Source organism: Pseudoclavibacter sp. Marseille-Q434 (assembly GCF_050315415.1).
Lineage (GTDB): Bacteria > Actinomycetota > Actinomycetes > Actinomycetales > Microbacteriaceae > Pseudoclavibacter.
The window spans coordinates 1,424,013-1,436,906 of record NZ_JBNPQH010000001.1 but is presented as its reverse complement, the minus strand read 5'-3'; the positions used below and the strand labels follow the sequence as shown (position 1 = coordinate 1,436,906).

Sequence of the window (12,894 nt, the reverse complement as noted above, 5' to 3'; positions counted from 1 at the left end):
CGGTGACACCCGCGGTGAGCGCAAGTCCTACCCGCCCCGCGACGGTGAGCGGAAGTCGTACGCTCCCCGCGATGGTGAGCGGAAGTCGTACCCGCCCCGGGACGGTGAGCGTCGTCCGTACAACTCGCGTGATGACCGCGGTGACAACCGTGGCGAGCGCAAGTCGTACCCGCCCCGCGATGGCGAGCGTAAGTCGTACGCGCCTCGCGATGGTGAGCGGAAGTCGTACGCTCCCCGCGATGGTGAGCGGAAGTCGTACGCGCCTCGCGATGGTGAGCGTCGTTCGTTCGGATCGCGTGATGACCGCGGTGACAACCGCGGTGAGCGCAAGTCCTACCCGCCCCGCGACGGTGAGCGGAAGTTGTACGCTCCCCGCGATGGTGAGCGGAAGTCGTACCCGCCCCGCGATGGCGAGCGTCGTTCGTTCGGATCGCGTGATGACCGCGGTGACAACCGTGGCGAGCGCAAGTCCTACCCGCCCCGCGACGGTGAGCGGAAGTCGTACGCTCCCCGGGATGGTGAGCGGAAGTCGTACCCGCCCCGGGATGGCGAGCGGAAGAGCTACCCGCCCCGTGACGGCGAGCGGAAGTCGTACCCGCCCCGCGATGGCGAGCGGAAGAGCTACCCGCCCCGCGACGGGGAACGCCGCTCATCCGGCCCCCGCAACAACAGCCGCGGCGGACGTGACGACCGTGGGCAGGACCGCCGAGGCGGTTTCGGCGGACGCGGTGGTCCCGCGCCGGAACGCCCGGAGCTGACGGAAGAGGAGCTGCTTGCACGCGAGCTGCGCCCGGTCCGCGCGGAGCACATCGACCCCATCGTGCCCGATGAGGTCAGCGAATCGGACCTGCCGAAGGGCGCCCGCAACGAGCTCAAGACGCTCGAGGCGACGAACCAGGAGTTCGTGGCGAGGCACCTCGTCATGGCCTCCGTGCTCATCGACACCGACCCGGAGCTGGCTCACCAGCACGCCGTCTCCGCGGCCCGTCGCGGCGGTCGAATCGCCATGGTCCGCGAGACGCTCGCGATCACGGCCTACACGATCGGCGACTACGCCCTCGCGCTGCGAGAGCTGCGCACCTACCGACGCATCAGCGGCAAGGAAGACCAGCTGGCGCTCATGATCGACAGCGAGCGTGGGCTCGGTCGCCCCGACCGAGCCCTCGAGCTGGGCCGCGCCGCCGATCGCACGGGCCTCGGCCCAGCGGAACTCGTCCAGGTTGCCATCGCCATGTCGGGCGCACGCCTCGACCAGGGCTCACCCGATCTTGCGCTCGCCGAGCTCGAGATCCCGCAGCTCGACCCCAAGCGCGCCTACTCGTACAGCCCGGCGCTCTTCGGCGCCTACGCGACCGTGCTCGAAGAGCTCGGCCGCCAGTCGGAGGCCGAGCGTTGGACTGCGCTCGCGACCCGTGCCCAGGATGCGCTCGACGCCGTCAAGCACGACGAGCACGAGACGATCGAGGTCATCACCGAGGGCGAGTTCCCACCGCTCGAGGAAGAGGACGACGAGATCGACGGCGAGGCTGCCCTCACCGAAGACACTGACTCGGACACCGAATCGACCGACGCCGCGGACAGCATCGACGGCGAAGACGCGGCTGAGGCCACCGCGGTCGAGGCCACCGACGCGCCCTACTCAAGCGACGACGACGATCTCGAAGCTGAAGTCGACGAGCTGCTCGCCGCCGGCGACGAGCTGACCACAGAGGCCAGCTCGACGAGCGACGCTGAACCTGTGGACGGAGCCGCCGCTGTGCTCGACGACGCAATGGTCGCCGAGGTCGAGGCGGAGGCAGACGAGATCGTCGCTGAAGCCGAGGCAGCCGATGACGTGGAGGCCGAGGCGGAGGACATCGTGGCCGAGGCCGAAGCCGCCGACGAGGTCGCCGAGGTCCAGGAGGAGGCAGACGAGATCGTCGCCGCCGCTGAGGAGCTCGAAGAGCTGGAAGACGAGGCGGACGCACCTGCCGTCCTCGAAGTCCAGCTCGACGTCGTTCCCGCTGCCCTCGAAGAGGAAGCAGCCGAGAAAGCCGGCGTAGAGCCGACGCAGCCGGAGGCCGCGGCTGCGGCCTCCGAGCCTGAGGCAGCTTCCGACGCCGAGGCTGACGACGAGAACGACGACAACGAAGGAAAGCGCAAGGGCGACGAGCCCGAGCCGCTCTTCGACCTGTGACCGGATGCGGGGCGGCGGATGCACTCTGCCGTCCCGCTCCTGCGTCCCCGGCGCGACTGCGTCACGCCACCACGCACTCAGCGATCAACGCGCCACGAGCACAACCCATGACGAGTACGAGCGCCGGCCCGGCACCGCACGGTGGCACGCTCAGAGAGACGAGAGATCCCGATGGCATTGTTCAAGAAGAGCACCGGAACCGGACCAGCGCCCCTCGACGGCGTGGACGTTGTGCTGGCCGATCTCGATGGTGTCGTCTACCGCGGCCCGAATCCGGTGCCGCACGCGGTCGAGAGCCTGAACGCGCTCGCGCCCGCCGGCATCCGCTCCGGCTACATCACGAACAACGCATCACGCACTGACGAGCAGGTTGCTCAGCACCTGCGCGACCTCGGGCTGTCGCTCACCGCTGAGGATGTCGTCACGAGCCCGCAGGCTGCGGTCCGGCTGCTCTCCACGAAGGTCGCCCCTGGCGCGCTGATCCTCGTGGTCGGCGGCGATGGGCTCGTCGACGAGCTCGGGAAGGGCGGCTTCCGCGTGACGCGGTCCGCCGACGACGGACCGGACGCCGTGATCCAGGGCTTCGCGCCCCACGTCGGCTGGGAGCACCTCGCCGAGGCCTCGTTTGCGCTCGCCCGCGACATCCCGTGGGTCGCGACGAACCAGGACTGGACGATCCCCGTCGCCCGCGGGATCGCGCCCGGGAACGGCACGCTGGTCTCCGCAGTGCACACAGCGGTGCAGAAGCTGCCCCTCGTGGCGGGCAAGCCCGAGAAGGCGATCTTCGACGAGGCGGTGCGTCGCTTCGACGCGAAGAAGGCGCTGTTCATCGGTGACCGCCTCGACACCGACATCAAGGGCGCGGACAACGCCGGCATGACCTCGGCGTTCGTGCTCACGGGCGTTGACCGCCCGAAGCAGCTCATCGCGGCACCTCCCGGCCAGCGCCCCGACTTCATCCTGAGCGACCTGCGGGAGCTCTCGCAGCCGTACCCGAAGGTCATCGCCGAGCGTCCGCAGGCCGAGCACGCCGTCGCGAGGGTCGGCGACGCGCAGGTCACGGTGCGCGGCATCGACGTCATCGTCGACCGCGCCGGATCCTCGCCCATCAACCTGCTGCGCGCGGGCTGCGCGGCGATCGCAGCCTCGGAGAAGCTGATCTACGCGCTCCGCGTGCCGGAGGTGCTGTACTCGGAGCTCGCCTCGTGACCATCGAACACACGGGTGAGGGCCACGAGGGAGCAGGTCGCACGGGCGGCGACCACGTCGTCGAGCCCGAAAACGAACTGACGCTGGAGCTCGAGCGGATCGGCGCCCTGCCAGTCTCTGAGCGGGCAGCCGAGTTCTCGCGAGTGCATCAGCAGCTCGGTCAGCTCCTCGAGAGCACCCCGGTCCAGCTCTTCGATGGAGACCAGTCATGAACTCGCGATCTCAGAGCGCCGGAAGCGAAGCCCTCCAGCGGCTCGACACCGAGCTGACGCGCCGCGGTCTCGCGCGCAGTCGGACGGCGGCGGCGCGACTCATCGAGTCCGGCCTCGTGTCGGTCAACGGCGTCATCTCGACCAAGACCGGCGTGCGAGTCGCGCCTGGCGATGCGCTGGCCGTCGCCGGGGGAGACGACTTCGTCTCCCGCGCCGCGCACAAGCTCGTCGCCGGACTCGACGCCGTCCCGACCCTCGATCCGGCTGGGCGGGCAGCGCTCGACGTGGGAGCCTCGACCGGCGGATTCACGCAGGTGCTGCTCGCGCGCGGTGCCAGGCACGTGGTGGCCCTGGATGTCGGTCACGACCAGCTCGCGCCCGCCCTGCGCGAAGATCCCCGTGTGACGAACCTCGAGGGCGTCAACGCGCGCTTCACCGATGCTGAGCAGCTCGACGAGCTGCTCGAGGCCGCTGATGCTCCCGTGCGCTCTGGCGACCTCGACTTGGTCGTCGGCGATCTCTCGTTCATCTCGCTGACGAAGGTGATCGCCCCCATCCTGGCGATGGCGCCCGGTCTCACGGACGCGGTGCTGCTCATCAAGCCGCAGTTCGAGGTTGGCCGAACCGGCGTGAAGGGCGGCATCGTCCACGACCGGAAACTGGTCGCGCCCGCACTCGAGCGGGTGCTCGTCGAGGCGGCGAGTTGCGGGCTCGAACTCGTCTCGCTGCGCCCGTCGCCGATCGTCGGCACCCACGGCAACGCAGAATTCGTTGCGGTTCTCCGCACGTCGACAGGCGCGAGTCCAGCCGATGCTGACAGACTCGTCACTCTGCGACGAGCCATCGTCGAAGCGGAGGACCTGGAGGGAGATCGATGACGGAGTTCCCGAAGCGGCGCATCCTCGTCGTCAGCCACGTTGCCCGGGAGGACGCCATCGAGGCGGCCATGACCGTGCTGCAGCTGCTCGACGATGCGGGAGTCACGCCCGTGCTGGAGCCTGCGACCTACCGTGAGCTGGTGCGCCTCGATCGCAACCGGGTGCCCAGGACGACGATCTCGCTCGGGGAGGAGCTCGCGGCGCACGAGGTGGAGATCGCGATCGTCCTCGGAGGCGACGGCACGATCCTCCGCGCCGCTGAGATCGTGCGCGAGGCAGGAGTGCCCATCCTCGGCGTGAACCTCGGCCACGTCGGGTTCCTCGCGGAGAGCGAGCGAGACTCGCTGGCGGATGCGGTGGGCCGCGCCCTCGACCGCGACTACCAGGTCGAGGAGCGCATGACCCTCGACGTCCGCGTCACGCTCGGCGGCGAGACCGTCTACGAGACGTGGGCCCTCAATGAGGCGACGATCGAGAAGGCCAGCAGGGAGCGGATGCTCGAGCTCGTCCTGGAGGTCGACGGTCAGCCGCTGCTGAGCTTCGGCGCCGACGGTGCCATCTTCTCCACGCCGACCGGCTCCACCGCCTACTCGTTCTCGGCTGGCGGGCCTATCGTCTGGCCGACCGTCGAGGCCCTTCTGCTCGTGCCCATCAGCGCGCACGCGCTCTTCGCGAGACCGATCGTGGTGGGGCCGAGCTCCACCCTCGCCGTGGAGATCGTGCCCAGAACCGGCACGCCCGGCGTGCTGTGGTGCGACGGGCGACGCACGTACGACCTGACCGCGGGCTCCCGCGTGACGGCGACGAGGGGCGGCGCCCCGATCCGTCTCGCGCGCCTGCACAGCGCGCCGTTCAGCAAGCGACTTGTCGAGAAGTTCCAACTCCCGACCTCAGGATGGCGAGGACCCGCACGCGCATGATTCTTGACATCGATATCTCCGGCCTCGGCGTCATCGAGCGAGCCGAGCTTCCCCTGGGGCCCGGTTTCACCGCGATCACGGGTGAGACCGGCGCGGGCAAGACCATGATCGTGACCGCACTCGGTCTGCTGCGCGGAGGACGCGCGTCTGCCGACGCCGTCCGCTCCGGAGCCAGCAAGGCCGTCGTCGAGGGGCGCTGGCAGCTGGACTCCGACAGCCCCGCGGCAAGGCTCGCCGCAGACGCGGGCGCCGAGCTCGACGAGAACGACGAGCTCCTCGTGGCCCGCCAGGTGAGCGCTGAAGGCCGGAGCCGGGCCTGGCTCGGCGGGCGCGGTGTCCCCGCGTCGATCCTCGCCGACCTCGGCGAGCGGCTCGTGGTCGTGCACGGGCAGAGCGACCAGTGGCGGCTGCGCAGCGAGGGCGCGCAGCGAGCGGCGCTGGATGCGTTCGGCGGCGCTGAGCTGCGCACCGCGCGGTCCGCGGTCCGCGACGCGCACATCCGCCGCGGCGAGCTCCGCTCGGAGCTGCAGACGCTGAGCGACGCCGAGGCCGAGCGTGAGCTCGAAGCTGCCCGCCTGCGCCGCGCCCTGGCCGACATCGAGCCAGCCGAGCCCCAGCCGGGGGAGGACGTGACGCTTCTGGCGCGCATCGAGCGTCTCTCGAACCTCGAAGCCCTGCGCCGCGACGTCGGCCAGGCGCACGAGCTGCTGGCGGGGGACAGCTCCGCAGGGTTCGGCGGCGAGGGTGGCGGGAGTTCGACCGAGCTCGTCTCCCAGGTGCGATCCCTGATCGACAGCGCGACGTCGAGCGACCCCGCGCTGGGTGAGTTGGGACAGGCCGCGGCAGACATCTCGTTCGCGATCGACGAGCTCGGGCTCCGCCTCGCGGGCTACCTCGACGGGCTCGAGGCGGAGGGGAGCGGCGAGCTGGCTCAGCTCAACGACCGCCTGACGCTGCTCACGAGCCTGACGCGCACGTACGGGCCGACCCTCGACGACGTCATCGAGCTCGGCTCGCAGGCCGGCATGCAGTTGCTCGAGCTCGAGAACGACTCCACGCGCATCCAGGAGCTGGAGACGCAGATCGCCGAGGCCGAGGAGACACTCGCAGCGGCGGCCTCGCGGCTCACCGAACTCCGGACGGCGACCGCCTCGGTGCTCGAAGAACGAGTCACGAAGGAGCTGCACGCGCTCGCGATGCCTGCGGCGCAGCTGACGGTCGAGATCTCGTCGCTCGACGAGATCGCCGCGCACGGAGGCGACCGTGTCGCGTTCATGCTCCGCCCGCACCCGGGAACGGAGCCCACACCCCTGGGCAAGGGGGCATCAGGCGGTGAGCTCTCCCGAGTCATGCTGGCCCTGGAAGTGGTGCTCGCCGATGTGAGCTCGGTGCCGACGCTCGTCTTCGACGAGGTCGACGCCGGCGTCGGAGGCTCCGCCGCCATCGAGATCGGGCGCCGCCTGCAGCGGCTCTCCGCGAACGCGCAGGTCATCGTCGTCACCCACCTGGCACAGGTCGCGGCGTTCTCGGACAACCACATCAGCATCGAGAAGTCGAGCGACGGGCAGTTCACCACGTCGAGCATCCGCCGGATCAGCGGGGCGGACCGCACGCAGGAGATCGCCCGGCTCCTGTCCGGACTCTCCGACAGCGAGACCGGAAACGCCCACGCCGAGGAGCTGCTGGAGCTCGCTGCGGCGAATCGAGCAGTGCAGGGGAGCGTCGGACACGACGCAGGCGCAGACGGATCGCGGTCCGTCGTCTAAGATGGAATTCCGTGACTAGCGCAGATATCCCAGTTGCGGGAAACGACCAGGCCGTTGTCAAGCAGATCTATGTGACCGGGGGCGTCGTCTCCTCGCTCGGCAAGGGCTTGACCGCCGCCAGCCTGGGCAATCTGCTCAGGGCCCGAGGCCTGCGAGTCGTCATGCAGAAGCTCGACCCGTACCTGAACGTCGACCCGGGAACGATGAACCCGTTCCAGCACGGTGAGGTGTTCGTCACCAACGACGGCGCTGAGACCGACCTCGACATCGGGCACTACGAGCGCTTCCTCGACGTCGACCTCGCCCAGTCGGCGAACGTCACGACGGGACAGATCTACTCGAGCGTCATCGCCAAGGAGCGACGCGGCGAGTACCTCGGCGACACCGTGCAGGTCATCCCGCACATCACCGACGAGATCAAGCGCCGCATGCGCCTGCAGGCCAGCGAGGAGCCTCGCCCCGACGTCATCATCACCGAGGTCGGCGGCACCATCGGCGACATCGAGTCGCAGCCGTTCATCGAGTCGGCGCGCCAGCTGCGCCACGAGCTCGGCCGCGACAACGTCTTCTTCGTGCATGTCTCGCTCGTGCCGTTCATGGGCGCATCCGGGGAGCAGAAGACGAAGCCCACCCAGCACTCGGTCGCCGCGCTGCGCTCCGCCGGCATCCAGCCGGACGCTCTCGTGCTCCGCAGCGACCGCCCGGTGACGGAGAGCAACAAGCGCAAGATCGCGCTCATGTGCGACGTGCCCGAGCGTGCGGTCGTCAACACCATCGACCTGCCCTCGATCTACGACATCCCGCGCGTGCTGCGCGAGCAGGGCCTCGACGAGTACATCATCGAGCAGCTCAAGCTCCCGGCCGAGCCCATCGAGTGGAGCGCCTGGGAGCGCCTGCTCGAGGTCGTGCACCAGCCGAAGCACCAGATCACGGTCGGGCTCGTCGGCAAGTACATCGATCTGCCAGACGCCTACCTGTCGGTCACCGAGGCGCTGCGAGCCGGCGGCTTCGCGAACCAGACCCGCGTGAAGCTGCGCTGGATCCCGTCCGACGAGTGCGAGACGCACGACGGCGCGGCAGCACAGCTCAGCGACGTCGACGCGATCTGCGTGCCAGGCGGCTTCGGCATCCGCGGCATCGAGGGCAAGCTCGGCGCGCTGCGCTTCGCGCGTGACAACGCAATCCCCACGCTCGGCCTGTGCCTCGGCATGCAGTGCATGGTCATCGAGTACGCACGCAACGTCGTCGGCATCACCGACGCGAGCTCCTCCGAGTTCGACCCGGAGACGCCCAACCCCGTCATCGCGACGATGGCCGAGCAGGTCGACATCATCGAGACCGGCGACATGGGCGGGACCATGCGCCTCGGGTCCTACCCGGCGGCCCTCGACGAGGGGTCCATCATCGCGGAGCTCTACGGCTCGACGCTCGTCGAGGAGCGCCACCGCCACCGCTACGAGGTGAACAACGCGTACCGCGAGCAGATCGCGGATGCGGGGCTCCACTTCTCTGGGCTCTCCCCGGATGGCACGCTCGTCGAGTACGTGGAGCTGCCGCGCGAGGTGCACCCGTTCTACGTGGCGACGCAGGCGCACCCCGAGCTGAAGTCGCGCCCGAACAGCGCGCACCCGCTCTTCTCCGGCCTCGTCGCCGCCGGCCTCGAGCGTCAGCGCTCGGGACGCCTCGTCGACGTCGAGGAGAACGTGCAGGACGTGGACCAGGTCCAGCAGTGACCGACGCCGCCGGAGCGGGTCCCTTCGCCGACCAGGTCGCCGAGGACACGGTGCTCGAATCGAGCGTCGTGTTCCGCGGCGCCGTCTGGGATATCGTCCGGGAGCGGTTCCGCTTCGGTGACGAGGAGCTGACCCGGGAGTTCATGGCCCACACGGGCGCCGTCGCGGTGCTCGTGCTCGACGACGCCGACCGCATCCTCTTCATCCGCCAGTACCGTCACCCCGTCGGGCGGCGCGACTGGGAGCTGCCCGCAGGGCTTCTCGACGCGCCAGGCGAGGACCCGCTCGACGCGGCGAAGCGCGAACTCGCTGAAGAGGTGGACCTCGTCGCCGACCGCTGGGACGTGCTCCTCGACCAGTACACCTCGCCAGGCGGGAGCAGCGAGAACGTGCGCGTGTACCTCGCGCGCGCGGTCTCCTCGACGCCAGAGGCCTTCGCCCGCACCGGCGAGGAAGCGGAGCTGGAGCAGCGCTGGGTGGCGCTGCCGGAGGCGCTCGACGCCGTCCTCGCAGGCTCGGTGCAGAACCCGTTCGTCATCTCCGGCATCATGGCGCTCCACCTCGCGAAGGAGCGCGGCTGGTCGACGCTGCGCCCTGCCGGCGCGGAGTGGCCGACCCGGTCGCCGGGCCGCCCAGAGTAGTCGACGCGCCGTGGCTGCACATCCGGGCGATGCGAAGACGGACACGGCACTGCTCGACACCTACCTCCGACACCTGACCATCGAGCGTGGTCTGTCGAGCAACAGCCTCGGCGCCTACCGGCGCGACCTCGGCAAGTACCTCGAATGGCTCGAGGGCACCAACCGTGGGCCGATCGGTGCGGTGACCGCCGACGACGCGTCCGCGTTCCTCGCGCACCTCCGCGAAGGCGAGGGCCTGGCTGCGTCCTCCGTCTCGAGGGCCCTGTCGTCGGTCCGCGGCTTCCACCGGTTCCTGCTCGACGAAGGCGTGCTGGATGTGGACGCCACGACACGCACGCGTGCCCCGAAGCTCCCGTCACGGCTGCCGAAGGCGCTCACGGTCGCCGAGGTCGAACGGCTGCTGCAGGCGGCTGACGGCGAGACGCTCGAGGCGATGCGCGATACGGCACTCGTCGAGCTCCTCTACGCGAGCGGCGCCCGCATCTCCGAACTCGTCGACCTCAACGTCGATGATCTGATCGAGCCCGGCATCCTGCGGGTCCGAGGCAAGGGCAACAAGCAGCGCATCGTGCCGGTCGGCAGCTTCGCCCAGCGGGCGCTCGACCGCTACCTCGTGCGAGCGCGGCGTGAGCTCTCGACGCGGGGGAATGCGACTCCCGCGCTGTTCCTCGGCACACGAGGAGCGCGGCTGTCGCGGCAGAGCGCGTTCAACCTGCTGGACGCCATCGCGACGCGAGCCGACCTCGCGGGTCGAGTCTCCCCGCACACCCTGCGACACTCCTTCGCGACCCACCTGCTCGAGGGCGGTGCTGACGTGCGAGTCGTCCAGGAGCTGCTTGGCCACGCCTCGGTGTCGACGACGCAGATCTACACGCTCGTGACCGCCGACACCCTGCGCGACGTGTACGCGACGAGCCATCCGCGCGCCACCCTCGGCGGAGGCTGAGGCGGGGATAGGATGCAGAGGTCATGAGCGAAGAGACGATCGAATCCACGCCCCGCAGCGCAAGCGCGGTGTCGACGCGACTCTACAACCACTTCGAGGTGCCGGAAGAGCTGGAGAGCCACGGCCCCGCGCGCATCATCTCGATGTGCAACCAGAAGGGTGGCGTCGGGAAGACCACGACGAGCATCAACCTCGGCGCATCCCTCGCCCTCTACGGTCGCCGGGTGCTGGCCGTCGACTTCGACCCCCAGGGTGCGCTGAGCGCCGGCCTCGGAATCCGCACGTACGACGTGCCGACCGTCTACGATCTGCTGATCGGCACGGTCAAGGACCCGCACGACGTCATCCAGGCCACCGCGTTCCCTGGCCTCGACGTGATGCCCGCCAACATCGACCTCTCCGCTGCGGAGGTGCACCTCGTCACCGAGGTCGCTCGCGAGCAGATCCTCGCGAGCGTGCTCCGCAAGGTGTCGAGCGAGTACGACGTCATCATCGTCGACTGCCAGCCGTCACTGGGCCTCCTCACCGTCAACGCGCTCACGGCGAGCCACGGCGTCGTCATCCCGCTCGAATGCGAGTACTTCGCGCTCCGCGGTGTCGCGCTGCTCGTCGAGACCGTCGACAAGGTCCGCGACCGGCTGAACCCGTCGCTCGAGCTCGACGGCATCCTCCCCACGATGTACGACGGCCGCACGCTGCACTCGCGCGAGGTGCTCGACCGCGTGTACGAGGCGTTCGGCGACCGGGTCTTCGACACGGTCATCGGCCGCACGGTGAAGTTCCCCGACGCATCCGTCGCCGGAGTGCCCATCGTCCGATTCGCTCCAGAGCACACCGCGTCGAAGGCGTACCACCAGCTCGCGCGCGAGTTGATCGAACGTGGCGCCGTCGCCTAGCGCCCTGACCACCCGGGGAACCTCAGCACCGCGGGTCGGCGCCTCCGCCGCGCCCGACCTCGAAGGCGCGTCCGACCCAGACTTCCGGGTGTCGCTGAGCAACTTCGAGGGCCCGTTCGATCTGCTCCTCACCCTCATCTCGAAGCACGAGATGGACATCACCGAAGTGTCGCTGAGCCGCGTCACGAGTGAGTTCATCGGGTACCTCAACGATCTGTCGACGCCGGAGGAGCTCGACCGCGCGAGCGAGTTCATCGTCGTCGCCGCAACCCTCCTCGACATGAAGATCGTCAGCCTGCTGCCGCAGGGCGAGTATGTGGATGCGGAGGACGTGGCGATCCTGGAGGCGAGGGACCTGCTCTTCGCCCGTCTCCTGCAGTACAAGGCCTTCAAAGAGGTCTCCACCTGGTTCGCGGCCGCGCTCGGCGTCGAGGGGCAGCGCACGACCCGCGCCGTGCCGCTCGAGCCGAAGTTCAGGGAGCGCATCCCGGATCTCGTCTGGACGCTCTCGGCCGCCGACTTCGCGGCGCTCGCGACCCTCGCGCTCGCACCGCGCGAGATCCCGACCGTCGGCCTCACCCACCTGCACGCGCCCAAGGTGAGCATCCGCGAGCAGGCCCGGATCCTCGTCGCCCTGCTGCAGGATGGTGAGCCGCGGACGTTCCGCGAGCTCGTCGCCGACGCCGACGCGCGGGGTGTCGTCATCGCTCGCTTCCTCGCCCTCCTCGAGCTCTACCGGCGTGCAGCGCTCAGCTTCGAGCAGGAGACGCCCCTCGGCGAGCTGACGGTGACCTGGGATGCCGACGACTGGGACGCCGCGCAGCTCTCGAGCCTCGGAGACGACGATGACTGATCCGCGGCAGCTCGACCGCGCGGCCGAAGAAGCTCACCAGCCGAGCATCGACCTCGACCGAGCCGTCGAGGCGATCCTCTTCGTCGCCGACGAGCCGCTGTCGCTCGTGGCCATCGCCGGGGCCGTCAGCCGCCCCGTCCCCGATGTGCGCGCCTCCATCGGCCGTCTGGTCGCCGACTACAACGGTGACCTCGCTGGTCCCGAGCGCGGCTTCGAGCTGCGCGAAGTGGGTGGAGGATGGCGGCTCTACGTGCGCGAGAACCTCGACGACATCGTCGCCGACTTCGTGCTCACGCGTCAGCCGTCGAAGCTCTCGCAGGCCGCGCTCGAGACGCTGGCCGTCATCGCGTACCGCCAGCCGATCACGCGTTCGCAGGTGGCGCAGGTGCGCGCCGTGAACGTCGACTCGGTGGTGCGTACTCTGGTAGCACGTGGCCTCATCGCAGAAGACGGCCACGACGACGTGACCGGGGCCATTCGCTACGTCACGACTCAGACGCTTCTGGTGCATCTGGGACTCAACTCGCTCGACGAGCTGCCCAAGATCTCACCTCTGCTCGACGAAGGACAGGACGGATTCCATGAGTGACCAGCGAGGGCGCGGATCGCGCCGCGGCGACACCGACCGCACCGCCGACGAGGCAGCGGCACTCCGCCAGGCGGC

General features: G+C 69.6%; 12 protein-coding genes. All 12 read left to right on the top strand.

The annotated features are described in order from the left end of the window. Window positions 1–2,176, top strand: a 2,176-nt coding sequence (locus tag ACQFZP_RS06935) for a hypothetical protein (protein WP_211890722.1), incomplete at its 5' end; no start/stop codon positions are given. 171 nt (window positions 2,177–2,347) lie between these two features. Further along, complete coding sequence (locus tag ACQFZP_RS06930) at window positions 2,348–3,385, top strand: HAD-IIA family hydrolase (protein ID WP_104312649.1); 1,038 nt, start codon at window positions 2,348–2,350, stop codon at window positions 3,383–3,385. Continuing rightward, the gene (locus ACQFZP_RS06925; RefSeq protein ID WP_211890721.1) at window positions 3,382–3,597 is read left to right on the top strand and encodes a hypothetical protein; all 216 of its coding nucleotides are present in this window, start codon (window positions 3,382–3,384) and stop codon (window positions 3,595–3,597) included. The genes ACQFZP_RS06930 and ACQFZP_RS06925 overlap by 4 nt, the downstream gene beginning before the upstream one ends. After that, a complete protein-coding gene (locus ACQFZP_RS06920; protein WP_211890720.1) occupies window positions 3,594–4,475 on the top strand; it encodes a TlyA family RNA methyltransferase in 882 nt (293 codons plus the stop codon). Before ACQFZP_RS06925 ends, ACQFZP_RS06920 begins: the two co-directional genes overlap by 4 nt. Then, window positions 4,472–5,395: an NAD kinase gene (locus ACQFZP_RS06915; protein WP_104312646.1), complete on the top strand. Its 924-nt coding sequence runs from the start codon at window positions 4,472–4,474 to the stop codon at window positions 5,393–5,395. The genes ACQFZP_RS06920 and ACQFZP_RS06915 overlap by 4 nt, the downstream gene beginning before the upstream one ends. Further along, complete coding sequence (gene recN, locus ACQFZP_RS06910) at window positions 5,392–7,161, top strand: DNA repair protein RecN (protein WP_211890719.1); 1,770 nt, start codon at window positions 5,392–5,394, stop codon at window positions 7,159–7,161. Before ACQFZP_RS06915 ends, recN begins: the two co-directional genes overlap by 4 nt. An 11-nt stretch (window positions 7,162–7,172) precedes the next feature. Continuing rightward, a complete protein-coding gene (locus ACQFZP_RS06905; protein WP_244295986.1) occupies window positions 7,173–8,894 on the top strand; it encodes a CTP synthase in 1,722 nt (573 codons plus the stop codon). Then, the gene (locus ACQFZP_RS06900) at window positions 8,891–9,535 is read left to right on the top strand and encodes an NUDIX domain-containing protein (RefSeq protein ID WP_104312645.1); all 645 of its coding nucleotides are present in this window, start codon (window positions 8,891–8,893) and stop codon (window positions 9,533–9,535) included. The genes ACQFZP_RS06905 and ACQFZP_RS06900 overlap by 4 nt, the downstream gene beginning before the upstream one ends. Window positions 9,536–9,545: 10 nt before the next feature. Then, entirely contained in the window at window positions 9,546–10,481 is a 936-nt protein-coding gene (gene xerD / locus ACQFZP_RS06895; protein ID WP_211890718.1) for a site-specific tyrosine recombinase XerD, read from the top strand. A 23-nt stretch (window positions 10,482–10,504) separates the two neighbouring features. Continuing rightward, on the top strand, window positions 10,505–11,377 hold the full coding sequence (locus tag ACQFZP_RS06890; RefSeq protein WP_104312643.1) for a ParA family protein: 873 nt from the start codon (window positions 10,505–10,507) through the stop codon (window positions 11,375–11,377). Next, entirely contained in the window at window positions 11,361–12,230 is an 870-nt protein-coding gene (locus tag ACQFZP_RS06885; RefSeq protein ID WP_374100749.1) for a segregation and condensation protein A, read from the top strand. Before ACQFZP_RS06890 ends, ACQFZP_RS06885 begins: the two co-directional genes overlap by 17 nt. Further along, on the top strand, window positions 12,223–12,819 hold the full coding sequence (gene scpB, locus ACQFZP_RS06880) for an SMC-Scp complex subunit ScpB (RefSeq protein WP_179557023.1): 597 nt from the start codon (window positions 12,223–12,225) through the stop codon (window positions 12,817–12,819). The genes ACQFZP_RS06885 and scpB overlap by 8 nt, the downstream gene beginning before the upstream one ends. Window positions 12,820–12,894 lie beyond the last annotated feature (75 nt).

What these genes read in the sequence shown, in the direction of transcription:
- ACQFZP_RS06930 (WP_104312649.1), top strand. Translation starts at nt 2,348, where the DNA reads ATGGCATTGTTCAAGAAGAGCACCGGAACCGGACCAGCGCCCCTCGAC.
- ACQFZP_RS06920 (WP_211890720.1), top strand. Translation starts at nt 3,594, where the DNA reads ATGAACTCGCGATCTCAGAGCGCCGGAAGCGAAGCCCTCCAGCGGCTC.
- ACQFZP_RS06915 (WP_104312646.1), top strand. Translation starts at nt 4,472, where the DNA reads ATGACGGAGTTCCCGAAGCGGCGCATCCTCGTCGTCAGCCACGTTGCC.
- recN (WP_211890719.1), top strand. Translation starts at nt 5,392, where the DNA reads ATGATTCTTGACATCGATATCTCCGGCCTCGGCGTCATCGAGCGAGCC.
- ACQFZP_RS06890 (WP_104312643.1), top strand. Translation starts at nt 10,505, where the DNA reads ATGAGCGAAGAGACGATCGAATCCACGCCCCGCAGCGCAAGCGCGGTG.
- scpB (WP_179557023.1), top strand. Translation starts at nt 12,223, where the DNA reads ATGACTGATCCGCGGCAGCTCGACCGCGCGGCCGAAGAAGCTCACCAG.